The 25,423-nt window shown below is 38.3% G+C and carries 25 protein-coding genes and 2 pseudogenes; all 27 read left to right on the forward strand.

The window, feature by feature from the left end; genetic code table 11:
- Positions 1-163: 163 nt before the first annotated feature.
- The 27 genes and pseudogenes from V7122_RS01810 to V7122_RS01935 all read left to right on the forward strand — a co-directional run bounded on the left by V7122_RS01810 (position 164) and on the right by V7122_RS01935 (position 25,305).
- Positions 164-1,660 (forward strand): DEAD/DEAH box helicase, encoded by a 1,497-nt coding sequence (locus V7122_RS01810; protein ID WP_335525629.1) that lies wholly within the window; start codon positions 164-166, stop codon positions 1,658-1,660.
- Between the two features lie 73 nt (positions 1,661-1,733).
- Positions 1,734-2,354 carry a ComF family protein gene (locus V7122_RS01815; RefSeq protein ID WP_335525630.1) on the forward strand — a complete coding sequence of 207 codons (621 nt, stop codon included), beginning with the start codon at positions 1,734-1,736 and terminating at the stop codon, positions 2,352-2,354.
- 92 nt (positions 2,355-2,446) lie between these two features.
- The gene (locus V7122_RS01820) at positions 2,447-2,875 is read left to right on the forward strand and encodes a TIGR03826 family flagellar region protein (RefSeq protein ID WP_335525631.1); all 429 of its coding nucleotides are present in this window, start codon (positions 2,447-2,449) and stop codon (positions 2,873-2,875) included.
- 140 nt (positions 2,876-3,015) lie between these two features.
- Positions 3,016-7,080 carry a hypothetical protein gene (locus V7122_RS01825; RefSeq protein WP_335525632.1) on the forward strand — a complete coding sequence of 1,355 codons (4,065 nt, stop codon included), beginning with the start codon at positions 3,016-3,018 and terminating at the stop codon, positions 7,078-7,080.
- Entirely contained in the window at positions 7,077-7,376 is a 300-nt protein-coding gene (locus V7122_RS01830) for an EscU/YscU/HrcU family type III secretion system export apparatus switch protein (protein WP_335525633.1), read from the forward strand. Before V7122_RS01825 ends, V7122_RS01830 begins: the two co-directional genes overlap by 4 nt.
- A gap of 57 nt (positions 7,377-7,433) precedes the next feature.
- Positions 7,434-7,859 (forward strand): flagellar export chaperone FliS, encoded by a 426-nt coding sequence (gene fliS / locus V7122_RS01835; protein ID WP_335525634.1) that lies wholly within the window; start codon positions 7,434-7,436, stop codon positions 7,857-7,859.
- Between the two features lie 25 nt (positions 7,860-7,884).
- Positions 7,885-9,837 carry a flagellin gene (locus V7122_RS01840; RefSeq protein WP_335525635.1) on the forward strand — a complete coding sequence of 651 codons (1,953 nt, stop codon included), beginning with the start codon at positions 7,885-7,887 and terminating at the stop codon, positions 9,835-9,837.
- Positions 9,838-9,930: 93 nt separating this feature from the next.
- Positions 9,931-10,368, forward strand: a complete 438-nt coding sequence (locus V7122_RS01845) for a YaaR family protein (protein ID WP_335525636.1) — start codon at positions 9,931-9,933, stop codon at positions 10,366-10,368.
- Between the two features lie 183 nt (positions 10,369-10,551).
- On the forward strand, positions 10,552-10,809 hold the full coding sequence (gene flgM, locus V7122_RS01850) for a flagellar biosynthesis anti-sigma factor FlgM (protein ID WP_335525637.1): 258 nt from the start codon (positions 10,552-10,554) through the stop codon (positions 10,807-10,809).
- Between the two features lie 26 nt (positions 10,810-10,835).
- The gene (locus V7122_RS01855; protein WP_335525638.1) at positions 10,836-11,330 is read left to right on the forward strand and encodes a flagellar protein FlgN; all 495 of its coding nucleotides are present in this window, start codon (positions 10,836-10,838) and stop codon (positions 11,328-11,330) included.
- Between the two features lie 15 nt (positions 11,331-11,345).
- On the forward strand, positions 11,346-13,334 hold the full coding sequence (gene flgK / locus V7122_RS01860) for a flagellar hook-associated protein FlgK (RefSeq protein ID WP_335525639.1): 1,989 nt from the start codon (positions 11,346-11,348) through the stop codon (positions 13,332-13,334).
- 15 nt (positions 13,335-13,349) lie between these two features.
- Complete coding sequence (flgL, locus tag V7122_RS01865; RefSeq protein ID WP_335525640.1) at positions 13,350-14,570, forward strand: flagellar hook-associated protein FlgL; 1,221 nt, start codon at positions 13,350-13,352, stop codon at positions 14,568-14,570.
- A gap of 67 nt (positions 14,571-14,637) precedes the next feature.
- The gene (locus tag V7122_RS01870) at positions 14,638-15,216 is read left to right on the forward strand and encodes a DUF6470 family protein (protein WP_335525641.1); all 579 of its coding nucleotides are present in this window, start codon (positions 14,638-14,640) and stop codon (positions 15,214-15,216) included.
- 18 nt (positions 15,217-15,234) lie between these two features.
- The gene (gene fliW / locus V7122_RS01875) at positions 15,235-15,684 is read left to right on the forward strand and encodes a flagellar assembly protein FliW (protein WP_335525642.1); all 450 of its coding nucleotides are present in this window, start codon (positions 15,235-15,237) and stop codon (positions 15,682-15,684) included.
- 1 nt (position 15,685) lies between these two features.
- Positions 15,686-15,925: a carbon storage regulator CsrA gene (gene csrA / locus V7122_RS01880; RefSeq protein WP_335525643.1), complete on the forward strand. Its 240-nt coding sequence runs from the start codon at positions 15,686-15,688 to the stop codon at positions 15,923-15,925.
- A 172-nt stretch (positions 15,926-16,097) separates the two neighbouring features.
- A pseudogene (locus V7122_RS25680) lies at positions 16,098-16,406 on the forward strand (flagellin); the annotation flags it as partial.
- Between the two features lie 1,107 nt (positions 16,407-17,513).
- Positions 17,514-17,759: pseudogene (locus tag V7122_RS25685) on the forward strand (flagellin); the annotation flags it as partial.
- Between the two features lie 77 nt (positions 17,760-17,836).
- The gene (locus V7122_RS01890; RefSeq protein ID WP_335525644.1) at positions 17,837-19,087 is read left to right on the forward strand and encodes a ComEC/Rec2 family competence protein; all 1,251 of its coding nucleotides are present in this window, start codon (positions 17,837-17,839) and stop codon (positions 19,085-19,087) included.
- 142 nt (positions 19,088-19,229) lie between these two features.
- Positions 19,230-19,442 (forward strand): hypothetical protein, encoded by a 213-nt coding sequence (locus tag V7122_RS01895; protein WP_335525645.1) that lies wholly within the window; start codon positions 19,230-19,232, stop codon positions 19,440-19,442.
- Positions 19,443-19,625: 183 nt separating this feature from the next.
- Positions 19,626-19,826 (forward strand): YjfB family protein, encoded by a 201-nt coding sequence (locus V7122_RS01900; protein WP_335525646.1) that lies wholly within the window; start codon positions 19,626-19,628, stop codon positions 19,824-19,826.
- 59 nt (positions 19,827-19,885) lie between these two features.
- A complete protein-coding gene (locus V7122_RS01905; protein ID WP_335525647.1) occupies positions 19,886-20,125 on the forward strand; it encodes a hypothetical protein in 240 nt (79 codons plus the stop codon).
- Positions 20,126-20,265: 140 nt separating this feature from the next.
- Entirely contained in the window at positions 20,266-20,433 is a 168-nt protein-coding gene (locus V7122_RS01910) for a hypothetical protein (RefSeq protein WP_335525648.1), read from the forward strand.
- Positions 20,434-20,438: 5 nt separating this feature from the next.
- Positions 20,439-21,692 carry a PD-(D/E)XK nuclease family protein gene (locus tag V7122_RS01915; RefSeq protein WP_335525649.1) on the forward strand — a complete coding sequence of 418 codons (1,254 nt, stop codon included), beginning with the start codon at positions 20,439-20,441 and terminating at the stop codon, positions 21,690-21,692.
- Positions 21,693-21,840: 148 nt separating this feature from the next.
- On the forward strand, positions 21,841-22,209 hold the full coding sequence (locus V7122_RS01920) for a flagellar protein FlaG (protein WP_335525650.1): 369 nt from the start codon (positions 21,841-21,843) through the stop codon (positions 22,207-22,209).
- A gap of 131 nt (positions 22,210-22,340) precedes the next feature.
- A complete protein-coding gene (fliD, locus tag V7122_RS01925; RefSeq protein ID WP_335525651.1) occupies positions 22,341-24,530 on the forward strand; it encodes a flagellar filament capping protein FliD in 2,190 nt (729 codons plus the stop codon).
- Between the two features lie 20 nt (positions 24,531-24,550).
- Positions 24,551-24,952, forward strand: coding sequence for a flagellar export chaperone FliS (fliS, locus tag V7122_RS01930; RefSeq protein ID WP_335525652.1), 402 nt, complete (start codon positions 24,551-24,553; stop codon positions 24,950-24,952).
- Entirely contained in the window at positions 24,952-25,305 is a 354-nt protein-coding gene (locus V7122_RS01935; protein WP_335525653.1) for a flagellar protein FliT, read from the forward strand. The genes fliS (V7122_RS01930) and V7122_RS01935 overlap by 1 nt, the downstream gene beginning before the upstream one ends.
- Positions 25,306-25,423 lie beyond the last annotated feature (118 nt).

Genomic DNA, 25,423 nt, shown 5'->3' on the forward strand with positions numbered 1-25,423 from the left:
AAAGAAAGCGAATCACGGTTATCTGTCATCGCATCTGGTTCCTGTCCTGTGGGAAAAATGCTGTAACCGGTCATCAATCCCTCACATGAGGCCAGGCTAAATGAATTTGCCCTTACTCGGACAAACCCTTTCCAAAACAATATTAAAAAAAAGAGGTGTTTACATGCGATTCGCGCTTACTTATAGCAAAATAACCCCAGACAAACTCCTAATGTCCCCTGAAAAAACTCATCAAATCTCCTCCATTGAAAGCATTCCTCACCAAGATTTAAATCCAGCCTACCCATTCTCACAAGAACTCCAGCAGCAATTATCCGGAAAGCAGTTATTGCTGGACGATTTAGCCGATCCGATACAAAAAATCCAGGAACACTATGAAAATGGGTATCTCATTTATCGAAAGGGAATTTTAACAGAAGGCCGCAAAAGTTTCTGCCAACGCTGCGGCAACAAAGACAAACAATTTTTCACTTCATTTCCATGTGCAAGATGCGGGGAAGAGTGCCTCTATTGCCGAAAATGCATCATGATGGGAAGGGTGAGCACGTGCACGCCGCTGATTAGCTGGACAGGTCCAGTAGCTACGTTGAAATGTACTGATCCACCGCTTTCCTGGGATGGGACATTATCCGATGGACAGCAAATTGCGTCAAAACGGGTAGTGAGAGCAGTGCAAGGCGACAAAGAGCTACTCGTATGGGCCGTATGCGGAGCGGGGAAAACCGAGGTGCTTTTCGAAGGAATAAATGTAGCTCTCACAGATGAAAAAAGAGTGTGCCTAGCAACCCCTCGAACAGATGTGGTCCTCGAGCTCACTCCGCGTCTGAAAAAAGTGTTTCCGAATATCACTGTCGCCTCCCTTTACGGCGGGAGCGAGGACCGCCATCTCAATGCGCCGCTCACCATAGCCACTACCCACCAGCTTTTTCGTTTCTACCATGCCTTCGATACCGTCATCCTTGATGAAGTCGATGCCTTTCCCTATTCAGTCGAAGAATCACTCCAATATGCTGTCCGCCAATCGCGCAAACCAACATCTTCAATGATCTACTTGACTGCCACCCCGAATGAAAAATGGCAAAGAGAATGCAGGCAAGGAAAAAGAGAATTTGTCACCATTCCTGCACGTTTTCATCGTCACCCTCTCCCGGTACCGCGTTTTCAATGGTGCGGCAACTGGGAAAAGCGGCTCAAAAAAGAGCAGCTCCCGCCAAACGTAATCCAATGGATCAAAAACCGGCTAGATTCCAACGAGCAATGTCTTTTATTTGTCCCTAAGATCGATAAGATGGGAAAAATCCTTCCTCTCGTAAGGAATTTCAATCCGAAAATTGAAGCGGTCCATGCCGAGGATCCTAAGCGTAAAGAAAAGGTTCAAGCGATGAGAAATAAGGAAATTCCGCTTCTGCTCACAACGACTATTTTAGAGAGGGGTGTAACCTTTCCGAATATTGATGTCGCTGTCTTGGGTGCAGAAGACCGGATTTTTACCGAAAGTGCTCTTGTCCAAATTGCTGGGCGTGTTGGAAGAAGCTCGCTTGCTCCCGGCGGTGATATTGTATTTTTTCATTACGGAAAAACCGAAGCCATGATCCGTGCGAAAAAACAAATCCAAAATATGAATGTTGAAGCAAAAAAGAAAGGATTGATCGATTATTAAACATTGTCTTGTTTGTTTTGCAGAAATAATCCCTCAAATAGGCTGGACCGCTTTATTTTCCAAAGAGGAAGAGGTGACAGTGTGTTGGTCTTGCCTCGAAAAGTTTTCCATTATTGTTGGTGAAACATGCCGGACCTGTGATCGTCCGTTAGAGCAAATAGAACCACAATTTAAGCTTCATGACCAATGTCTGGATTGTGTTCGTTGGGAGGAAGATTTGCAATGGGCAGGGACTTTGGAGAAAAACTTCTCTATCGTGATGTACAATGACTTTGCCAAAGAGGTCATGGCCCAATATAAATACCGGGGTGACTATGTGCTCACGCATGTCCTTGCATCTTTTATGAAAAAAAAGCTTGCTGTAATCTCCTTTGACAAGATAGTCACGATTCCTTTAAGTGCCGAGCGCCTTTATGAACGCGGCTTTAACCAGTCTGAGGCATTAATTCGGGCTTGTGGCTTTGAGCCAAGTAACCTTTTTACCCGAATCCACACCGAAAAACAATCGAAGAAATCCCGCTCCGAACGAATCCATCTAGAGCAAGTCTTTCAAATAAAGGAACCCATTCCGAATCAAAAAATTCTTTTAATTGACGATATTTATACAACAGGTTCCACTCTTCGTCATGCAGCCAAATGTTTTAAGGAAGCGGGTGCCCATTCGGTATGCTCCCTTACTTTTGCACGCGGCTAACGAAAATTCGCGAATCCGTCATTTCTTAAATGGAGAACTTTGGCTATAATGGAGAAAATATAGAGACATGTTCAACTTGAGGGGGAGAAAGAATGGCAGAGCTTATGAATTGCCCAAAATGCGATAGTATTTTTGTGAAAAATAAATTCCGCGATGTTTGCGAAAAATGCTGGAAAGAAGAAGAAAAAGCCTATGAAACCGTCTACCAATTCATGCGCAAACGGGAAAACCGCGCAGCCACGATGAACCAGGTTGTCGAAGCAACAGGAGTCGAGGAAGAATTGATTTTAAAATTTATCAAAGCCGGTAGACTTCAGCTGACTCAGTTTCCGAATCTAGGATACCCTTGTGACAAATGCGGGGCAATTATTCGGACAGGGAAAATCTGTGATAAGTGTACAGAAGAGCTGAGGAAGGATTTACAAGTACATACAACAGAAGAAGAACGCAGGAAGGATATAGAACGAAGAGAGAAGCATGCGACTTACTTTGCGGTGGATGAGAAGTTTCGGAAGAGTTAAGGGATGAGGATATCTTTAGGGATATCCTTTTTTTTGTTGGCAAAAGCCCTTCCCCTAATAAAATCCAACTACACATTATTTAATATTATCTAGATTAAACCGATATTAAGTGCAGAACGCAGTGTACGGGAGTGGAACATATGCAAATCAACAGCCAGCCATCGCTTAATCCTTCAGCCATTTTAGAGAGTCCTGCAGAGGTAAAGGAAGGAGCTGTCTATCGGGCCACGATTAAAGAGAGAGTTTCTGATAATGAGGCCATTTTACAAATTAGAGGCAGGGAACAGCTTGCCCGTTTTGAAGATGGTGTTCCTGCTTCGGGAAATCGGGTAACGATCCAAGTAAGTGAAAAAAATGATCAAATGATTCATGTGAAGACGATAGACACGGAAGGCGTCAAATCAGCTTCAAGCGCTCGGGTGATCAATGAAGAGAACGTTCTAAAAAGCTTAGGGCTATCCGGAAAAGAAAGTACCGGCTTAAAGCAAGCTGTTCAAATTTTATTAGACAAGGGTTCTCCACTATCAAAGGAAACCGTACAAGATTTAAAAGAATTCATGGATAAAGCAAAAGGAACAGCAGAAACAAAAATTGAAACTGTTAAGGCACTTGCCAACAAAAGACTTGAACCGACACAGCCGCAGCTTCGTGCTGTACATGAGGCTTTACACGGAAAGCCATTAAATGAGGTGCTGACGGATATTGCAAAAGAAATTGACCCGGAGTTTAAACTTGAAAGTAAAGATCCGAAGATACCGCAACAGCTTATTCAAAAAACAAATATACCATCGAATCCTGTTGAAACAGCCAAGCCGGCTCCAATTCAACAGGCCGAACATATACAATCCAAACCTCCAGTTCCATCCAATCAACTAAGCGAGCTCGTCCGGAAAAGCCGTGAAATGGTGGAGCGGGAGCCCAATTTAAAGAAGGCCATACAGCAGATTAAAGAAGTCATCATAAAAAATCCCAATATCGACCGTGACCTTGTGCAAAAAGTTGAAAAAGCGGTGTCAGAGGCTGAAAAATTGCAGACGATTGGGAAGGAGCGGCTACTTCAGGCGTTAAAAGGTGCGGAAGAGCAGTTGTTGAAGAGTGAACAGCAATCCGTCAAGGAAGTGAATGCGGCGATTCAACAGAAAAGAACGGACACACTTCCCAATAAGGAATCGAATTTAGCTAGCGTGGTAAAAGAATTGCAAAATGAGGTTTCTAAAAGCCCAAATCTTCCACGGTCTATTCATCAAGTGAAAGAATTAATTGCAGAAAATCCACGTTTCCCCAAAGAGTTAGCAGATAAAGCAAATAAGGCTGCAAATGAAGCTATGGCCCTAGCAAAACAGGGGAGAATGACTACTGGAAGAGAAGTTTTGAGTAGAGTACTAGCTGAAATTGGAGAATCGGTTGAAAAAACAGGTGGAAAGGCTGCTAACCAAGCAAATCTTGATGTTCGTCCAAGTGAGATCGTGAAGGAAGTAAAAGCGGAAGTACAACGGAATCCAAACTTCCAACAAACGATTGAAAAAGTGCGCGATCTAGTTGTTAACCATCCAAAGGTAGATCGTGAAGTTGCACAAAAAGTAGAACAAGCATTAAAAGAAGCGGTTCAGCTTCAGCAAGTAGGGAGAGAGTCAGTAGGTCGAGACCGTCTCCAGCAAGCTTTAACAAAAGCTGAAGTGGAACTAAAGCAGATAGAGTCCCGTCAACCTGCTCAGCCGACTCAGGTACCACAAACAGATCGAAGCACTACTGCACAGCGGCCAAGTGAAATCGTGAAGGAAGTAAAAGCGGAGGTTCAAAGGAATCCGAACCTTCAACAGGCTATAGAAAAAGTCCGCGATAAAGTCGTCAACCAACCAAAAATGGATCGTGAAGTTGCGCGAAAAGTGGAACAATCTTTAAAAGAAGCGAACCAGCAACAACAAATCGGAAGAGAATCAGTAGGCAGAGATCGTCTTCAACAAGCATTAGCTAAGGCAGAAGTCGAATTAAAACAAATGGAATCCCGCCAGCCTACTCAAGTATCACAACAAGATCGAAGCACATCAGAACAGCGTCCAAGTGAAATCGTGAAGGAAGTAAAAGCGGAGGTTCAAAGGAATCTAAACCTCCAACATGCTATAGAAAAAGTCCGAAACCAAGTCGTCAACCATCCGAAAATGGATCGTGAAGTTGCACAAAAAGTAGAAAAAGCTTTAAAAGAAGCTAGTCAGTTACAACAAATAGGCAAAGAATCAGTAGGTCGAGATAGTCTCAACCAAGCTTTATCCAAAACGGAAGTTGAATTAAAACAAATCGAAACTCGCCAACAAGTACAGCAATCACAAAACAATCAGGATGGAGAAACGAAAATAGAACCAAATCCAAAGCAACCTGAAACTCAGGTAAAAGACTCCATTCAACAAGTTCGTGAACAGATCAAAACAGAGTCTGATACGAATAAAGTTTTACAAAAAGTTCAGGATCTCATTACTAACAATAAAAATATAGAACCCCAAATTTCAAAAGACATTGAGCGTTTAGCCAAGCAGGCCAACCAGTTGGATCAAGCCGGTCGTGAGCGCCTTGTTAAAATGCTTCAACAAGTGGAAGCCTCTTTAAAACAGGAGACGCAATCAAAAGGTACGGACAATGGTTCAGAAATGAACCAAAAGGAACAATCGGCTGCTAAGATCACTCAGCCAATAAATAATTTAAAAAATGCTGACATGACAGAACTAGGAAAAGCTCAAGAAGTTCGTCCTTCTGATACTATTAACCAAGCTTTAAAACAACTGCAAAAAGAACCAAATCTAGAACGTGCACTTGAGCAGGTTAGAAAAGAAATCACCAGTAACCCAAGTATTGATGTAAAAACAATTGAACGTGCTGAAAAGGCTATGAATCATGCCAATCAGCTGCTAGATCGAGGCAGAGAAATTGCAGCCCGACAACAAATTACAACAGAACTATCAGAAATCGAGCAAGAGCTGGCTAAAGCGGAACCAAAGGTAACTCAGGATCAAAGGCTGTCTCAATACGATCTCAATGAACAGCTGCAATCCATGCAAATTCAATCTAAAGATATTCTAGTAACCAAGGTTTCTCAGAAACTCGCTCAGGCTACTCATGATTTTCGTGAGCTTAAGGGGGAAATATCTAGAAGTCTTGATAATGTCCATCGTTTAGTTGAAACGTTCAAAAATAACGCCTATCCACAGGCAAAGCAAATGCTGGAAACGGCCATCAGTAAGCTTGATAACGCGATTTTAAAAAGTGAAATGATGCTTTTTACAGACATGAAAACGGAAAAACAGCTCATGCAGGCAAGCTCTCAGCTAGCTGAAGCGAAAAAACTGTTAGCTAAAGGTGATCATGCTCAAGCTGGGAAAATTGTTCACGATGTAAAAAATTTAATCGACAAACTTATTTTCAAACCATCAGAACAAAAAATCATGCACTTTATCAATAAAGAAAGTATGGCTCTGGAAAATCGTACACCCGGACAACAAATGCTGACGCAATTTGGGGAAACGACTCGCGGATATACTGGACAGGAGGCATCCCCACGACAAATGTTTGAAATGGTCCGTTCTCTAGGATTGAATCATGACAGTGATGTCGCACAATCCCTAGTGTTCCAAAAAGGCGATCAATCTCAAGAAAACCAGCAACAGCAGCAAAACTTAAAAGCTGTCCTGATGAAGCTAGCACAAGGGGAAGAAACCAATACAAAAATTGCCCAACAGGCTGAACAGGCTCTAACGAATCTTACAGGCCAACAGCTACTGAGCAAGTCCGATGCAACAGGGACGCTGCAAAGTATGTTTTTCAATCTCCCACTATTGTTAGGTGGCAAACCAGAAAACCTGCAGGTATTTGTCAATTCCAAAAATGAAGGTCAGCAGGTAGATTGGCAGAACTGTAATCTATATTTTCTACTCGAAACGAAAAAGCTCGGAGATGTTGGCATTCTATTAAATTCAACGGATAAAAATTTATCCATAACAATCAAAAATGATCTGCCGGGCTTTAAAGAGAAAATGGAGCCATTAGCAGCTTTTACAAAAGATAAGCTTCAAGAGGTAGGATATAACGTCAGCAGCTTAAGCTTTACAAGAATGACCCCTATCCAAAAAGAATCTAATTCTCAAAACGAACCAGATGCTCAAGCTAAACCAACAAGACCAGTCTTTACCGAGAAGGGAATGGACTTCAAAATATGAGAGTTTCAAATTTTTACAACCAAAAGAAACGCAAAGAAATCAACGGTCCTTCCGCTGCTGTTATTAAGTACGATGAAGAAAACGGGAAGGCTCCTGTCGTTGTCGCCCATGGAAAAGGACAGGTTGCCCAACAAATTATCGAACTAGCCAAAAAGAATAATATTCATATGCAGGAGGATTCTTCATTAGTATCCAACCTGCTGGACATGGACCTGGGGGATAATATTCCCCCGCAGCTTTATGCTGTTATGGCGGAGATTTTAGTTCTAATTGAGGAAATGGAAAAAAACTATTAAACACTTGAGAAAAATGTCGATAAAAGAGACAGATAACCAATTTGGAGGTGCACAGTAGTGACCGACTTCTTAACAGAAGAAATGATTTATAAAAAATCACCTCAAGAAATCACTTCATTACTATATGAAGTTTGTATGACCACTCTAGAAGAAGCAGTGGAAGCCATAAATCAAAAGGATTATTTCAAATCTAATCAACTTTTAACAAAAGCAAATGACATCCTATACCGACTAGATGCGGGAATAAACTATGAAGCTGGAATTATTGCAGATCAATTAGACGCCCTCTATGACTACATGTCAGAGAAGCTAATTGAAGCAAATATAAATAAAGATACTAAGTTAATAGAAGAAGTAATAAACATTCTAAGCGAAATAAGTACATCGTGGAATCAGGCTCTTAAAACAAAACAAAAAAAACAGTCCAATGCTTTACGACAAAAAGCAAATGCCTACGAAAAACATATCCTTACAGTAGAATAGCTCAAAATAAAGGAGATCAAATGAAATGAGAATTAATAATAATATTCAAGCATTAAATGCTTACAGAAACCTATCATCTAACCAATTCAACACTTCCAAAAACCTAGAAAGACTATCATCGGGTTTACGTATCAACCGTGCAGCTGACGATGCCGCAGGACTTGCTATCTCTGAAAAAATGCGCGCCCAAATCCGCGGCCTGCAAATGGCTGAAAGAAACTCCCTAGACGGAATTTCCCTAATCCAAACAGCTGAAGGAGCACTAACAGAAGTACATAGCATGTTGCACCGTATGCGTGAGCTAGCTGTACAAGCGGCAAACGATACAAACACAGAAGGTGATCGTAAGGAAATTCAGAAGGAAATTGATCAGTTGACTTCTGAGATTAACCGGATTGGTAATGCAACGGAGTTTAATACTAAGAAATTATTGAATGGTGGAGCTACGAGAATTGCACCAAGTGTAGAAAAGTACGGAGTATCGATCACTGAAGGAGCATACAAACTAACAGACCTTGGATCAGATAAATACTCATTAGAAGTTTCAAAGTCGTTTGTAGCTGGAGAGCAGATTGTTATAGATAATCAAACTTTTACATTTGTTGAATCTGGTGCAGGAGCCAATGAAATTAATATTGGCAGTACTATTGATGAACAAGCTAGTCACATTAAAGAAGCTATTGAAAATCATTCAACTTTAAAAAATGATTATACTGTCCAAGTAGTTGATAATAAGTTAACTCTTACAGATACAAAGGGATCTAAAGCTGCACCTGTTATTGGAACGGTTGGTAATGCGCAAGGAACAGTACATTTTAATGTTTTAAATCCAGCGGGTGGTTCAGATCCAGCTAAGTATGAATTAGATATCACAAATGGATTTAGAGAAAATGAAACTATTAAGATTGGTAATGAGACTTTCACTGGAGTCCGTGGTAAAACACCAGGCACAGGAGAATTTAGTGTTGAAGGTAATGCAAGTGACCAAGCTAATAGTCTATTAGAAGCTATTAAAGCATCTGCCTTAGTGACCACTAGTCCAAATGGCTATAATGCTAGTAAATCAGGTACAAAAATTATTTTGGAAGAACAAGCTGCCGGGAGTACAGCTACGGCCATCACAAAACCAGAAACTCACCTAACTGCAGCAATTCCAGGCGAATTCAAATTTAATATAGAACGTTCAATTGTAGGTCAATCTTTCACAATTGATGGGGTAGAAATCAAGGTTGTAAATGATTCCACTCAATTTAATGACGATGTAAACACAGGAAAGGCAATGCGTCATAGTGACAGTTTAACTGTACAAGCGGAAAACCTCCGAAAAGCAATTGAAAGAAATCCAGAACTAGGACAAAAATATTTTGTTCAAGGCACAGGTAATGAGATTGTGTTAAAACAAAGATCTGGTCATGAGTCATCAGTTTTACCTGATATTATGTTGTCAAATACAGGTGATGGTGATGTGTTTAAGTCTAATCTCCAAATAGGACCAAACCAACACCAAATCCTTACAGTTGAGTTAAACGATATTCGTTCACCCAAAATTGGAATCTCTACTACAGACCCAAGAACTAAAATTGTAGACATGAATGGAGACCTGATTGAAGGTGCAGCATTTAACGTAATCAAAAATGTTTCAAATGGTTTAAGTGAAGGGTTCGTTGAATACTCAATTGATGTAAGCTCACATGAAAAAGCTTCAGCAGCTATTAAAGTATTTGATACTGCCATTGAAAGAATCAATGGTGAAAGAGCTTCCCTAGGAGCACTTCAAAACCGCCTAGAGCACACGATCAATAACCTAAAAGTGACTCATGAAAACCTATCATCATCTGAATCACGTATTAGGGACGCCGATATGGCTCTTGAAATGACTGCATTTACGAAAAACAACATCCTTAATCAGTCTGCTCAAGCGATGCTTGCTCAAGCAAACCAATTGCCGCAAGGCGTTCTGCAATTACTACAAGGCTAATTTTTCCGAGAGGTGCACACCACAGCACCTCTCTCTTTTTACACTAATTTATGCTAAAATAAAGTCACACTTCGATTTTAAGGTGGTTGTCACATGGATGTTCAAAAGATCGGAAAAGCAGGACTTGATAAAATACAAACCAAACAAAACTTACCGACTGAAAGTATTTCCTTTCAAGAAGTAATTTCTAAGAATCGCCAGCAGGTTTTGTATGATAAGTTTAATAAAATGGTTCAAGACATCGAAGATCAAGGAAAAACATTATCCGAAAAGCGGACAGTTGATGAACTTAGAAAATATAAGAAATTAGTAAAAAGCTTTCTAGAAGAGGCTGTTCAAAATGGCCTTCAATTGGAAGAACAGCGAGGCTTCAATCGCCGTGGTCGAACCAAAATCTATAAAATCGTCAAAGAAGTAGATAAAAAGCTTATTGATTTGACGAATACAGTATTAGATAAAGAAAAAAAGGGCCTTGATATTCTAAATATGGTAGGCGAAATCAAAGGCCTGCTCATTAATATTTACACATAATCCAACTACTAGAGCTCGTTTCTAGTAGTTTTTTTGACTGCAAAGTAACACCATTTTTACAAAATCAACTTTTTTCTTCAACTTCTCGAATTTTTACCGATATAAGAAAAAGAATAACCAATAGGGATGGAAACTTATAAAAATAATCGAACTTTATATAATCATTTTAAAGGGGTGAACCAAATGAAAATCAACAATATCGGACGTGTGAACGTTAACCCATATAATAAGCAGCTAGAAAAAATGGATAAGGCGCAAAATGTATCAAAGCGGGACAAAATTGAAATTTCCTCCGAGGCATTGGAGCTTCTAAAGGGAAGTCCACTTGAAATCGAACGACAAGAAAAAGTGGAGAAATTGAAGGAAAAGGTCCAATCGGGAGAATATGAAATAAAACCGCGAGAAATTGCTAAAAAAATGTATGATTTCTGGAATCTGTAATAACAGGGAAAAGGGGGATTTAACCTTTGTCTGCTTTCAATCTTATAAAAACACTCGAAATGCTGTTAAAAACGTACGAGAAACTGACAACAGCAGCCATTCAAAAAACAGAAATTATCAAAAAAGGTGATCTCTCTGCCCTACAATCAACAATTACAGAAGAGAAACTCTTTCTCCAAGCTCTTCAAAAGGTAGAAAGCAATTTACTAAATGAAACAAAGCTATTTTTAAAAGCGGATCAGTCTACAGATCGGAATATCACATTGACTGAATGTATAAATGCAGCTACTGAAGAGGAAAAACAAAAATTATTGGGCATCAAAACTGCCTTAGAAGAACAAATCAGCATGCTAAAGGAGCAAAATGAGCTAAATCAGCAATTAATAGAGCAATCGCTACAATTTGTCAACATATCAATCGATATGCTGTCACCAGAGATTGACTCCTATAACTACGATCGTCCAAATCAGGGGCATGATATGGAAGAAAACAATCGTTCTATTTTTGATTCAAAGGCGTAATGGGGGAAGAATATAATGATTTCTACATTTCACGGATTAGAAGTTGCCAAAAGAGGGATGTCCGCTCAGCAGGCAGCTTTGTACGTAACTGGACATAATATATCAAATGCTAATACTCCTGGATATTCAAGACAAAGGGTCAACTTTGAACAGACAAATCCTTTCCCAAACCCTTCCATGAATCGTCCGCAAATTCCAGGGCAAATGGGAACAGGTGTCATGGCAGGGTCCATTCAACGGATGAGGGATAGTTTCATAGATGACCAATACCGCGGTGAAAACAATAAGCTTGGCTATTGGAGTGCTAGAAGCCAGTCATTGCGTACGATGGAAACCATCATGAACGAGCCAACTGAGCACGGTTTAGCTAATACTCTTGATCAATTCTGGAAATCCCTTCAGGACTTGTCTGTTACTCCTCAGGATTCTGGGACAAGATCAGTTGTTCGCCAGAGAGGTCTTGCGGTAGTGGATACATTTAATTATTTAAGCTCTAGCCTTACCGCTGTTCGTGAAGATTACAAAAATGAAATTGATGTAACTCAGAAAGCAGTAAACTCCATTCTTAACCAAATCAATGATATTAATAAACAAATTGGTGATATTGAAGTTCACGGGTATCTGCCTAATGATTTATATGATAAGCGAGATTTGTTGATTGATAGTTTATCAACCTATGTAAATATTAAAGTAGAACCGCAAAAATCTGGTGGATTGGCTTCTCCAATAGCTGATGGGAAGGTAGAAATCTACCTCGCAGACAACGATGGAAAAATTCTAAAAGATTCAAATGGAAGGAACATTAAGCTAATTGATAAAGATGGAACAGCAATCGGGATCAGTGTTCAATATGATACTACTCATCCTGAAAATCCTGTTAAAGGGCTAAACTTCGTAAAGCTTGATCCAAATAGTAAACGCATTGACGGCTTTGCAGTCAACCCTGCTGATCCATCAAAGGCGATTGATCCATCTTATACTTTTACTAGCTTTGAGCCTTTAAAAAATAATTCGAGCGGAAGCTTAAATTCTTTTATTGAATCTTACGGCTATACTGATGCAAATGGAAAAGTTAATGGTACATATCCCGACATGCTTCGGAAGCTAGACGAAATGGCATACACTTTTTCACAAAAGTTTAATGAAGTCCATCGTTCAGGCTGGAGTTTGACAGAATTGGAGAATGGGGTAAAGGACGGGAAGAACTTCTTCACCTTTGATGATAGTTCTCCTAATAAACCTACTCTTGCAGATCCGACCGGGGCAGCGAAGCGATTAAAAATTGATAAGGCTATTCTTGAGAGTACGGATAATATAGCTGCAGCTGCGGAAGGGACGATGATTTCCTCGACTATGCAAAAAAATGCTGCCAATAATGCAGGGACAACTGGTGAACCTGTAATATTTGGAAATGTCGACTTCACAACAGGTGTCAGTGCAATGACTGTGGAAGTTTTCTCTGATGGAGCTAACTGGAAGTATAGGATTACTGAGCAACCATCTGGAAATGTAAGCCCCGATACTGAATTAGTCATCAAAAACAATGTGGCAGAACTTCCGGGAGGTTTGAAAGTTGACCTTTCAAGTGTGGAGAATCAACAAGCAGGAGATTCTTGGTCACTAACAATTAATAATAATGAGGGCATCACTCCTAAAGACGAAGCCTTCGCAGGTAGCGGGTCCAACGCATCTGCATTAGCGAGTGTAAAAGACGAAATCTTAAATTACGGAGGCTCTTCATCGTCCGTAATGAGCTTCTATCAATCGATTATTGGTGATATGGGTGTTAAGGCTTCTCAAGCAAACCAAATGACCAAGAATACGATGATTCTTGCTGATTCAGTTTTAACTAGAAGAGAGTCTATTTCATCTGTTTCACTTGATGAGGAAATGATTAACATGGTTAGATTTCAACATGCCTACAATGCGGCGGCAAGAAATATTACAATGGTGGATGAAATGCTAGATCGAATTATTAATAATATGGGATTAGTTGGCAGATAGGCTGGTGATTAAATAATGCGGATAACACAAAATATGCTAATGCGTAATAACCTAAATTATATTAGCAATAACTATGAACGATATGGTGATCTTCTCGACCAAATTAATGCTCAGAAGAAAATTACTCGCCCATCCCAAGATCCAGTTATCGCGATTAAAGGGATGTCCTATCGTTCTCAAGTTGTAGAAGTTGAACAGTTTGAAAGAAATCTAAGTGAAGTACATAGCTGGATGGATAATGCGGATGCCACACTTAGCGATACGACTCAAGTTTTACACAGAATTAAGGAGCTTATTGTCCAAGCTTCCAATGAAACGTACACACCCGATCAACGAAATGGGATTGCAAAGGAAATTAGTGAATTACAAAGCCACCTGCAGTCCCTTGCCAATACAAAAATAAACAACAAGTATATTTTTAATGGTACGAATACGAACAGCAAGCCTGTAGATATAAGCAATATAGGGTTCAATATCGCTGATTTAAATGGGATGGATGCCCAGGCACAGAAGGATTTAGTTGTGAATTATCAGGGAAAGCAATTTACTTTTGATAATGCACCAGCTCCAATAATCAATGGGCCAACTACTGATGGAGATGGAGTTACAACTGAAGAAACGACTCGCACCTATGTGTTTAAAAACGGCAATGAGGAAATTACGCTAACACATAAGTTAACTGAGTCAACCAAAGCTGGGGTCACTTCAACGAAAGAGGAAGAATCAGTTTCTTATAATAAAGATTCAAGTGATCCTACAAAAGTAGTTTCTATAACAAGTGGGGACATCGTCATTTCTAACAAAAATGCTATTTCCACCAATCAACAAGACCTAGAAATCGAAGTCATGAAAGGGATCAATATTAATGTGAACATTCGCCCACAGAATGTTTTTTCAGCAGAAATGTTTAAGGACACAGCTGACCTAATTAAGGCTTTGAAGGAACCTAATCAAAAAGCTACTGATATTAATGCGTTCCTTAGTAAATTTGAAAAGCATTTTGATAATGTGACGGCTGAAAGATCAGATCTTGGAGCTAGGTTTAACCGGGTAGAGTTAATTGAGGAGAGACTTGGTCAACAGGATTTAATTGCGAGGAAAACGATGTCTGAAAACGAAGATATTGATTTTGAAAAAGCAGTAACAGATCTCAAAATTCAAGAGATGATCCATCGATCAGCTCTGGCTGTAGGGGCAAGAATTATTCAGCCTACGCTAATGGACTTTTTACGATAATCATTCTATGCGGCTATCTTTTTCGGAAGATAGCTCTTTTTCCATTTCCGAAGTGAGGTGACCATTTATGAGGCTTCCTAGCATCCAAATTCATGCTACAAGTGCTAAGCTTGGAATTCAGAAGACACCAACTACCATCCAAATGCGGCAGCCGATGGCAGATATGACCATGAGACAGCCACATGCCCAAATTGATTATCAACAAAGAGACACGACTATTCAAATTGATCAATCAGAGGCATTTGCCGATGCGGGGCTGAAGCCAATAAGCAGACATATACGGGAATGGGCAGAAAAGGGGAAGCAGCAAGCCCTTAAAGCAACTGCAACGATTGCCCAGCAAGGTGACCAAATGATGAAAATTGAACAAGGTGGTCTTGTCATTCCGCAAATCGCAAAGACAAATAGTGAAGATCCAATAAGGGAATTTAACATAGGCTTTATGCCATCATCTGCATCCAAGGTAAGAATCCATTACTCATCAGGCAAATTTCAGATGGATGTGAAACAGCAGAAGCCGATAATTAAAATAAAGCCAAATCAACCAGTAATTAACGTTAATCCTGGTAAGACTAATATTTATCTAAAACAAAAGTCGTCCATTTCATTTTCGGTACCGGGCTTAAATGTAGATCTTCAAAAATAAGTTCTAAGGGGTGAAACCATGTTAATCCAAACTAAGTATCATGGTGAAATAGAAATTGAACAGGAAAATATTATTCATTTTGAGAATGGGATTCCTAGTTTTGAGGAAGAGAAGAGATTTACGCTTTTAGAATTGGGGGAAGATACCCCATTTATCGTTTTACAATCCTTATCAACACCTGCTCTAGCCTTTCTTGTAACGGATCCCTTTAGCTTTTTTCCAGAATATAAAGTAGCTATTCAAGATGCAGTGATTGAGCAGTTGAAAATTGAAAGAAAAGAAACTGTGGCGACCTTTGGCATCTTGACAGTAAAGGAGCCCTTCGAAGAAACAACGATAAATTTAAAAGGTCCTATCATTATTAATACTAAAGAAAAACTAGGAAAACAAATTGTTCTGAATGACGTTGAATACCTTACAAGGCATTTAATTTTCAAACAAAAATCCTCTGTAGGAGAGGAGCGGTAATATGCTTGTTTTAACAAGAAAACTAAACGAAGCAATCCGAATCGGCGAAGACATCGAAATCAAAATCCTAGCCATTGAGGGCGAACAAATCAAAATCGGCATCGATGCCCCAAAAAATATTGAGATTCACCGTAAAGAAGTTTACCTAGCCATCCAGCAAGAAAACCAAAAAGCAGCCCAAACATCCATCTCTATCCTGGAAAATTTCACAAAACAAATAAAAAATACAAAAATCTATTAAAACTCGACAAAATAGGCCGATATAATCATCGTAAAGCAAAATAAGAGGCTGGACGGCCGCTAGTCTCTTAATTTGCTACAAAAAAACCACATGGATGTGGGACAAACATTTCAAGGAGGAAATACAAATGATTATCAACACTAATATTTCTGCGTTGAATAACTATCGTCAGATGGGTATCAACAATAATGCAGGCGCAAAAGCTATGGAAAAACTATCTTCTGGTCTTCGTATTAACCGCGCAGGTGACGATGCTGCAGGTCTAGCAATCTCTGAAAAAATGCGTGCACAAGTTCGTGGTTTAGACCAAGCTAGCCGTAACTCTCAAGATGGTATTTCCATGATTCAAACTGCTGAGGGTGCACTTCAAGAGACTCATAACATCCTACAACGTATGCGTGAGCTTGCTACACAAGCAGCGAACGATACAAACGTAGCCGTTGACCGTAACGAAATCCAAAAAGAAATCAATGAATTATCTTCAGAAATCAATCGTATCGGTAATACAACTGAGTTCAATACACAGAAGTTATTAAAAGGTGGAGACGGTTCAGCTACAGTAACCTCTACAGACCTTATTACAGCTGGGAAATTACAAAATGGTACTGCTGCGGCTCTTACACAAGCAAAAACAACAGATGCAATTGCTGATTTAACTCAGGGTGCTGCTGATGGTACAACTGCTACGTTTACAGTAGGAGGAAAAACATTTACAGTAACGGTTGATCAACAAAATAATAATAATACAAGTACTGTATCTAACGATGGATTAACAATTACTCTAGGTACCGCAGATGTTACGGATGCTGCAGGAAGTGCCACTGCTTTGAAAAACATTTTAAATCAAGCTTTTGGCAAGGCAGGAATCGATGGAGAGTATGAAGCAACAAATGCTGGCGCAAATTTAACAATTTCTGCAAAAGCTGGAAGTGCTGCTGATGGTTCAGCAGGATCAATTGCTGATACAGTCTTTAGTGCTGCAGGTGCTGGTGTTGCTGGTACAGCTGTAGGAGGTACTATTACTGCTGGTGATAAAGCGAAAACTAGTGACATTAGTTTAGCATCTATTGCCGATGCTACAGATGCTGCTAGTTTAGTTGGTAAAGGTTTTACTGTAGATGGTCAAGTAATTGAATTCTACGATGGTTCAAAAGGGAATTACGAAGGAACTGGTATTGGAGTTGACATCCATAATGCTCAAGGTGGAGCGGATGTAGTTAAGGATTTAGTTGCACAAACAGCAGGTAAATTAAATAATGTTACATTAAAGCAAGGAACTGCTGCAACTGATTTAGTAATTGAAGCTAGACAAGCTGGAACTAACGGTAATAATATTTCTTTCACTGATGGCGGAAGTAAACAAGACTTTACAGCTTCTTTCCAAGTGGGTGCTAATGAAGGGCAAAGCATGTCAATTAAAATTGGTGACATGAGATCCGAAGCACTTGGTATTACTGGGAAAGCAGGTACTGGAAATTTCTCGGGTACAAACAATGTAACAAACGGAACAAATAATACAACTGTTGAAGCTGCCCTTGATGTTTCTTCGCACAAGAGCGCTGCTGCTGCTATTACTACAATTAACGATGCAATCGAAAAGGTATCTGCACAACGTTCAAACCTTGGTGCATACCAAAACCGTTTAGAACACACAATCTCTAACTTAAACAACTCTTCTGAGAACCTTCAAGCAGCTGAATCTCGTATTCGTGACGTAGATATGGCAAAAGAGGTAATGGAAATGACTCGTGCCAACATCCTTGGACAAGCTTCTCAAGCAATGCTTGCACAAGCAAACCAAAAACCTCAATCAGTATTACAATTATTAGGTTAATCCTAAATAAATTCAAAGGAGGCTCTAGTTATCTAGTGCCTCCTTTCAATGTTTATAATTAGGATGGGATGTTTAAAATGTATGATGCAAGTAAATTCAATTTTTCAATAGATGAAATTGAATTAATGGATAAAAGCCGTAATATTTTTAATGCTACAATTTTACCTGATATAAAAACAAATACGTTTTCTCCGCATTTGCTTAGATCGATTCGCTTTTCTGGAGAATTGCTGACGAAAGAGATGTACTATGCATTAATAGGTAATTCTACTAATGGTATTGGGGATGAAAATAGGATTTTCTATAACTCAGTAAAACAAGGTGGATATTATAGTGTGAAAAGTAATATTGAAACATTTAGAGATGCTTTGAAAGGAAAAATAATAGTAGATAAAGAGAATGATTTTTTTGAAGCAGCTTTATCGGATTCTCCATATCCTGATGTTGTTGATGACTTAGAAACTATTCCAATAAAAAAGTATATAGAAGGTTTAAGAGAAAGTGATCAAGGCATAATTGAAGAAGCTCTCTATATTTATGGTTTTAATGTAGGGCAAGGAGATAGTTTGCTAGTAATAACTTCTTCAAAAAAAGTATTTTTAATAGATACAAATTTTTATACATCCCGAAAAAAGAGTATCGATGAAACAATAAAAAATATATTAGCTGCACATGGAATTGGTATGGTCATAGATGGATTGGTTATTACACATAAGCATATTGATCATATCCGTGGGTCTTGGGAACTGATTGACTCGGGGATATTTACTATTAAGGCAGTGTATATGAATTTTGATTATAAACATGATGTTCAAAGTGTACTTAAACTAAAACAAGCAATAAAAAAGGTTAATTTAAAAGTTAATATTAATCAACCAATTGAATTTTCCTATAATGGAATGAATATTAAAGTTACAAATCCAGATTCAAAAACTAATAACTCTATTTCCTGCCCTGACCTTAATGATAGTTCCATTTCAATTTATATTGAAATTGGAGATTCAGGAATTTATTTAACCGGTGATACAGGTTATGGATACTTAGGAAAATATTTAAGTATAAGCAATACCAATGAAAATATGCTTTTAAAAGTTTCTCATCATGGAAGTAGAACGGGTACTGATAAGGGGCTATTATCCAAGATTAAAGGGGGTAATTTATTTTACTCATTTATATCTGCGGGTGAAAATAAAAAATATAACCATCCCCATCAAGAAGTAACCAAGCTTTTAAGAAATTTCTCAACAGACATTGAATGTACAAAAAATATTAATAATTATGTTCTTTATATTGTTGATAGAAAATCTATTCAAAAAATTGTATGTTGAAATTTTCGGTGTATTAAATGCATACATTCGATAGTTTGCAAGCATGTCACCACCCGAATTTTCTTGTTTCACAAATTGTTTCACGGAGATTTTCAAATAAGATGACAGGGTTAAAATAAAGCTGATATTGTAGAGGCTAATAATGGAAAAATACTTCGAAGTCATGAAAAAATCACTAGAGCTTTCCGAAACGATTCTAGAAGTTTTCCATCACATTCAAAAGCTTTTCGGTGAAGGGAAAAGTGAACAAACCGTGTTTTTGTTTGAGGATGCACTAGTAGCATACTCAACAATCGTCAGAACAATTGAGCCTATCATTAATGAAATTAATAATATGGGTATTTCTAACCAATAAGCTGGATTTAGCCAGGCTGCAGACCTAGTTGTAACTGTGTATGAAGAAAAGAACTACACTAAAGTACAGGAGATAATTCAATTCATCGTTGTGCCACGATTTAAAAAGCTAAAGAAAGAGCTTGAGCAAGTATTCTATCCTTATGTCGTTTCTTAATCATTCATACATAAAGGAGGTACCCACATGGATATCGCATTACTCTCAATGGCACTAAGCCAGGGACAAGTTCAACAACAAGCTTCCCTGTCCGTTATGAAAAAAGCAATGGATCAAGTTCAACAGGGGGCGGATGGTCTGACAAAAATGATGGCAACAGCTGATGTGCAAGCACTCCAGCATTCAGCTCAGCCACATCTGGGTGGGAATATTGATTTAAAAGGATAAAGGGAAATTGGAGTAACCAAGGAGGTTGCTCTTTTTCATTTTGGGGGAGGGAATATTAGATGAATATTGAACAACAAGAATTAAAGAAGTTCCTAGAGCAGCAGCTAGAGTGGAGTAAAGAGCGTTCAAAAATTTTAGCTAAAATAAATAATAAACTGCATGAGATGAAGGAAATTGCTGAATTCTCCCTTGCACATAAGTTTAGTAGAACTGAAATTCATAAGCTCAATACGCAATTGAATGCTTTAAAAGATGAAGTTTATCATCTAGAGAAGCAATTGAATACAGTTGTTCATTAATGGCAATATAATGATTAGGAAGAAACTCCTAATATGTTAATATATACAAAAAGATTAGTAGAATATCCCTTATATTTATCATTACTTTTTTATGATATAGCGATAGAAAAGCATACAGACATGATAAAGGAGTTTTCCATTTGGCGGATAAAAAATTTTGTCCCAAGTGTGGTTCATTACTAATTGAAGATGCCAGTGAAGAGATGATTTTTGATGAAAGTGGCAATATGACTTTGGATGCTTTTCTGGCATTGGTTTGTTCAGGGCCATGCGGTTTTTATGAACGTATCTATCTACTTAAAGGATGAGTGAAATGGAAAAAGAGATGGGCTCGATTTTTGAAAAGCTTTTAAGCCTTTATGAAAGAAGTGACGTTCATATGAACGTTCCACTTGAAGATTTTACAACAGAGGTTTTGGCAGGTGTTTTGGGAAGTAACCAGGCTGTAATTGATGGATTTGTGAATGAAGTATTACATATTCCAGGCGATCATTTCAGGGTTGTCACTCAAAAGTTTTACCCACTGGATGACGATCGAAATTGCCGTGTAGATATGGTGTTTTATTCAGATACGAGTGTTTGTTTTTTAGAAAATAAAGTGGAATCTACCGAGCATACGGGTCAATTAGGACGTTATGAAAAAGTGCTTAGTCAGTTGAATGATCAAAATAAATACAATGATGTATTCCTTCGTTATTGTACAAAAAACATCGAGGAAGTTAACCAACTATTTGACATAGACTTTCAATCTTTAAGATGGAATGATATTTATCATTATCTTTTGTCCTACAATGATGATTCCCTTATTCATGCATTCATACTTTTTTTAGAAAGGACCAAATTAGTGAAAAGTGGAGAAATTAATAAAACAGATTTGCATGTAATGACACAAATGCAAGAAACGCTTCAGAAGCTTGGTGAATGGATGGAGATAGTCAGCCTAGAGTTCAACAAGCGTTTTGGTGATGCAACTGTGAAAGCGGGAAATCAAGGAATGAAGGAAATTGTCGATTATAATCGATTTATTATCTCGCGGAAAAAAGCGTTTGGTACGGGAAGTAGTGAGCTGATAGCGGGGGTTATTTTTGATGATAATGGTGGCCCGGCTTTATTTGTTCAGCTATGGGGCAATAGGAATAATAGTAAGTTTGAAGAGTTTCAGAAGCATATTGTTGAGAGAGAAGCTGCATTTGACCGCGTCTTTGAAACGGATTCCGGACTAAGAGCACGGTATTCGATCCCACTAGAAGATGTCATTAATCAAAGCAATCCTGCAATATGGATGCAAAGGTGGTATTGTGAACAATTAGATCAGGTGGAGGATTTTCTTCTAGAAACTGCTAATCTTGACTGGAATATTCAAATTCCGAGAATCGTAATCGCTCAGCAAGATGAAAAAACTTTGCTGCTTCAATTAGGAAGTGGCCGCGGACAAATTCTGGACTTGCACAGTAATATTGTCAACCCAGCGATGAACATCGATGCCATTTTAAAATTTGGCTACTGGGAGGATTGTGTGAATGAATATAAATGTGATGAATTGTTAAGAGGGATAAGGCAGATTTAAAAACAAGATTCAAAAATATAACTATTAAAAGAAACAGTTTTTGTCATTATAAAAATAAATATAGGATTAATTTGCCAAAATGATTAATTTTTCTAAAAATAGTTGATTTTGAACCGATATAATTAAAAAGTAATAAGGAGGGCCGGTTATGCAAGTTACCTCGCATGTGAAAACGGGTGTTCAAGGAATGCCCCAATACCAGAAACAGCCCGAAGTGAACGAAGTCAGCCACAAGAATTTAGACACTAAACAACCACACACCTCAGAGAATGTTCTAAATCCACAAACGAATGAAAAGGAAAAAGTCGAAACTCAGATTGAAGGCATTAATAAAGTATTGGAGTCGAATATGACCTCTCTGAAATTCAACCTTCACGAAGAGACAAATCGATACTATGTCGAGGTTCAGGACCAGAAGACAAAAGAAGTGATTAAAGAGATTCCGTCCAAGGAGTTTCTTGATTTGATGGCTAGAATTACGGAATATACGGGAATTTTAATGGATACGAAGATTTAAGGGGGAAGGGTGTGGAACTCTTCTTTTTCTTTTGGATTCGAACTTCAATTTTTTCAGCAATGGCCGATAACATAAATAAGAGTATGGACTGTGTAAATTGATAGTCTCCGAGATGAAAAGGGAGGATGGAAATGGCAGGATTAAGAATCACCGGATTAGCAACCGGTATGGATATAGATAGTATTGTAAAGGATATGGTTCGGGCACAACGAATTCCGTATGACAAAATGGGTCAGAAGAAGCAAACCCTTGAATGGAAAAGGGACAATTACCGTGAAATGAACACACTTCTCTTTTCGCTAAGGGAAGAAACGTTGAAGATGCGTTTGACTTCTACCTTTTTAACAAAAACCGCAACTTCCTCTAATGAAAGTAAGATCTCAGCATCATCCGAACCAACTGCTGGAAATGCTAGCTATACTTTTAATAAAGTGGATCGTTTAGCTTCGGCTGCAACGAATGCAAGTGAGGTTGCAATTTCTAAAGCTGGTGGAAAAATTGATCCTAAGGCTAGCATATACTCTTTACAGGATAAATTCGCTGCTGGGGCTATTACAAATTGGAAGACTACTGCTGGCGATGGCTATACTGAGAATGTAAAAGTAACGAAAGCAAGTAAGACAGCAAAACTTAGCCAGTTATCAGGCGGGACAATTGATGCTAGCAGTGTAGCTAATCAGACAATCAATATTAAAAATGTAGATGATACTATTGTCGAAAGTTTTACAATTACAACAGATAAATCTGAATTGGAAAACCTTGCTCCGGGAAAAGCATACCTTAATACGGAAACAGGTCAGTTAACTTTTGGTAAAGAAGTAGCAGAGGGAACAAGTTTTGATTTATCTTATAAATATACACAAAAGGACACATTTTCTGTTAGCACGGCTAAAAAGGAATTTAACTTGTCCAATGCTGGGATTGCAAATCTTAGCTCAATTAAAGTGACAGCGTATCAAAAAAATGCTGACGGAACAATTAATAAAGATACAAATGGAAATGCATTGATTGACAATGCTAAAACTAAAACGTATGTAACTGGGGATTTTACTTATGATGCCACAAGTGAGAAGTATACTAGTAGTGATGGAAAACTAACCGTAGATGGAGCTACTGGTAATTTACTTTTTACAGATGATGTTGAACAGGGTTCAAAAATTGAGGCAGAATATTCCTATAAATTTTTCGAAATGAAAATGTCTTCTCATACTTCGAAAGGTCAAGTGACTGAGTCTTTTAAAATTAATGGAGGAGATTCAATCAACTCTGTTTTAGACAAAATCTCCAAATCAGGCTTAGGAGTCAATGCCTTTTATGATGAATATGCAGATAAGGTGACTGTTACTCGTACGGAAACAGGCGATTATAATGCTAATGTTTATGAAACGGATGGCACAACAATAACGACACGTAATGCAGAAATAAGTTTTATGAATGATCCATTTTTGAAAAACATTCTGCAGCTTCATGGACGCAATGAAAAAGGCGGAGAAGACGCTAAGTTCACGCTAAACGGCTTAGAGACTGGCAGACATTCCAACACGTTCACTGTTAACGGGGTTAATTTTACCTTAAAAGATGTTTCTGATTCTCCGATTACTATTGGAACAAAGACAGATACTGATAAAGTTTTTGAAAATATTAAGAGCTTTATTGACAAGTACAATGAAACCATTGATAAAGTTAATAAAAAAATCGGCGAAGAGTATTATCGTGAGTTTACCCCGCTTACAAAAGAACAGCGGGATTCCATGAGTGAAGATGAAATTAAAATGTGGGAAGAAAAGGCCAAAAGCGGATTGCTTCGAAGAGATCAAAAGTTGTCGAGCGGTTTGGATAAATTACGGAGTGACTTTTACGCATCGGTTAATTTTCAGGGAGATAGCCAATATAAGCAATTGAGTGCCATTGGCATTACCACAACGAATTTATATAATGTGAATAAAGGAAAGTTAGAAATTAACGAGGCCAAGTTAAAAGAGGCTATTAATAATGATCCAGAGGGTATTTATAATCTGTTTGCAGCGGACAGTGAAAACTATTCAGATAAGGGTATTGCTAGGAGATTAAGAGATTCATTAACAACGACTATGCAGAGTATTGAGGAAACTGCTGGGAATGATTTGAAGACGAACAGCCAGTTTACGATCGGTAAGAATTTAGATGATTTAAATACGAGAATGAAGGATTTTGAAGGCAGACTTAAACAACTGGAAGACCGATACTATAAACAATTTAATGCCATGGAACAAGCCATCCAAAAGATGAATCAGCAATCATCGTACATGATGCAGCAGCTAGGGATGGCAATGCAGCAATAAAAATGGGAGTGAAGCAGTAAATGGCCATTAATAACCCATATCAAACGTATAAGCAAAACTCTGTAACCCAAGCCTCACCCGCAGAATTAACATTAATGCTTTATAATGGAGCATTGAAATTTATTAAGCTTGCTAAGCAAGGGATTCAGCAGAATAACATTCAGCTAAAAAATGAAAATATCCAAAAAACCCAAAGCATTATCCAAGAGCTTATGGTTACCTTAAATACAGATGTTGGCCTGTCAGCGGATTTAATGAGAATGTATGATTACATGTTCCGTCAGCTTGTACAAGCCAATGTAACGAATAATGTTGCCATTCTTGATGAAGTTGAAGGGTTTATTGTGGAATTTCGCGATACGTGGAAGGAAATTATTCAGCAAAGCCGACAGATGAGTCATCAACAAGGTGGAAGAATTTAGTGAGCATTGTTAAAGAGCTTTATGAATCTACTTTAGGTCTTTATTCTTTTTTACAAGAGTCGGGTGGGAATAAAGATGAACGAGAGCAATATATTGAAAAGCTTGAGCACCTGTTAAATGAAAGACAATCGTTATTGGATCAAATGAAGCCTCCGTTTAGTGATGAAGATAAACAAATCGGGGCAGAAATTGCTAAATATGATAGGAAGATTAATATCCTGCTAAATGCGAAGTTGAATGAAATTAAAACGGATATTACATCCTTAAAACAAAAGAAGCAGCAGCAAACCAAATACGAAAATCCTTATATGGCTAGTTATGAGGATGGAATGTTTTTGGATAAGAAGAAATAATACCTATGGGACAGGAGATATCTCCTGTCCTTAATTGTTAATGATATGTTTTTTAAAAATAAATTATTACCTAGGGACCTAAAAGTCGGAAGAAGCAACCCTTCATGACTACCGTTTT

The organism is Bacillus sp. JJ1532, assembly GCF_036965085.1.
GTDB lineage: Bacteria > Bacillota > Bacilli > Bacillales > Cytobacillaceae > Cytobacillus.

Bases quoted from the DNA above. Each gene is read 5' to 3' on its own strand.
- flgK (WP_335525639.1), top strand. From the start codon at position 11,346: ATGATTTCTACATTTCACGGATTAGAAGTTGCCAAAAGAGGGATGTCC.
- fliW (WP_335525642.1), top strand. From the start codon at position 15,235: ATGTTAATCCAAACTAAGTATCATGGTGAAATAGAAATTGAACAGGAA.
- V7122_RS01830 (WP_335525633.1), top strand. From the start codon at position 7,077: ATGAGAGTTTCAAATTTTTACAACCAAAAGAAACGCAAAGAAATCAAC.
- V7122_RS01870 (WP_335525641.1), top strand. From the start codon at position 14,638: ATGAGGCTTCCTAGCATCCAAATTCATGCTACAAGTGCTAAGCTTGGA.
- flgM (WP_335525637.1), top strand. From the start codon at position 10,552: ATGAAAATCAACAATATCGGACGTGTGAACGTTAACCCATATAATAAG.
- csrA (WP_335525643.1), top strand. From the start codon at position 15,686: ATGCTTGTTTTAACAAGAAAACTAAACGAAGCAATCCGAATCGGCGAA.
- V7122_RS01890 (WP_335525644.1), top strand. From the start codon at position 17,837: ATGTATGATGCAAGTAAATTCAATTTTTCAATAGATGAAATTGAATTA.
- V7122_RS01900 (WP_335525646.1), top strand. From the start codon at position 19,626: ATGGATATCGCATTACTCTCAATGGCACTAAGCCAGGGACAAGTTCAA.
- V7122_RS01820 (WP_335525631.1), top strand. From the start codon at position 2,447: ATGGCAGAGCTTATGAATTGCCCAAAATGCGATAGTATTTTTGTGAAA.
- V7122_RS01915 (WP_335525649.1), top strand. From the start codon at position 20,439: ATGGAAAAAGAGATGGGCTCGATTTTTGAAAAGCTTTTAAGCCTTTAT.
- V7122_RS01905 (WP_335525647.1), top strand. From the start codon at position 19,886: ATGAATATTGAACAACAAGAATTAAAGAAGTTCCTAGAGCAGCAGCTA.
- V7122_RS01920 (WP_335525650.1), top strand. From the start codon at position 21,841: ATGCAAGTTACCTCGCATGTGAAAACGGGTGTTCAAGGAATGCCCCAA.
- fliD (WP_335525651.1), top strand. From the start codon at position 22,341: ATGGCAGGATTAAGAATCACCGGATTAGCAACCGGTATGGATATAGAT.
- V7122_RS01825 (WP_335525632.1), top strand. From the start codon at position 3,016: ATGCAAATCAACAGCCAGCCATCGCTTAATCCTTCAGCCATTTTAGAG.
- V7122_RS01840 (WP_335525635.1), top strand. From the start codon at position 7,885: ATGAGAATTAATAATAATATTCAAGCATTAAATGCTTACAGAAACCTA.
- V7122_RS01810 (WP_335525629.1), top strand. From the start codon at position 164: ATGCGATTCGCGCTTACTTATAGCAAAATAACCCCAGACAAACTCCTA.
- fliS (WP_335525652.1), top strand. From the start codon at position 24,551: ATGGCCATTAATAACCCATATCAAACGTATAAGCAAAACTCTGTAACC.
- V7122_RS01895 (WP_335525645.1), top strand. From the start codon at position 19,230: ATGGAAAAATACTTCGAAGTCATGAAAAAATCACTAGAGCTTTCCGAA.
- V7122_RS01845 (WP_335525636.1), top strand. From the start codon at position 9,931: ATGGATGTTCAAAAGATCGGAAAAGCAGGACTTGATAAAATACAAACC.
- flgL (WP_335525640.1), top strand. From the start codon at position 13,350: ATGCGGATAACACAAAATATGCTAATGCGTAATAACCTAAATTATATT.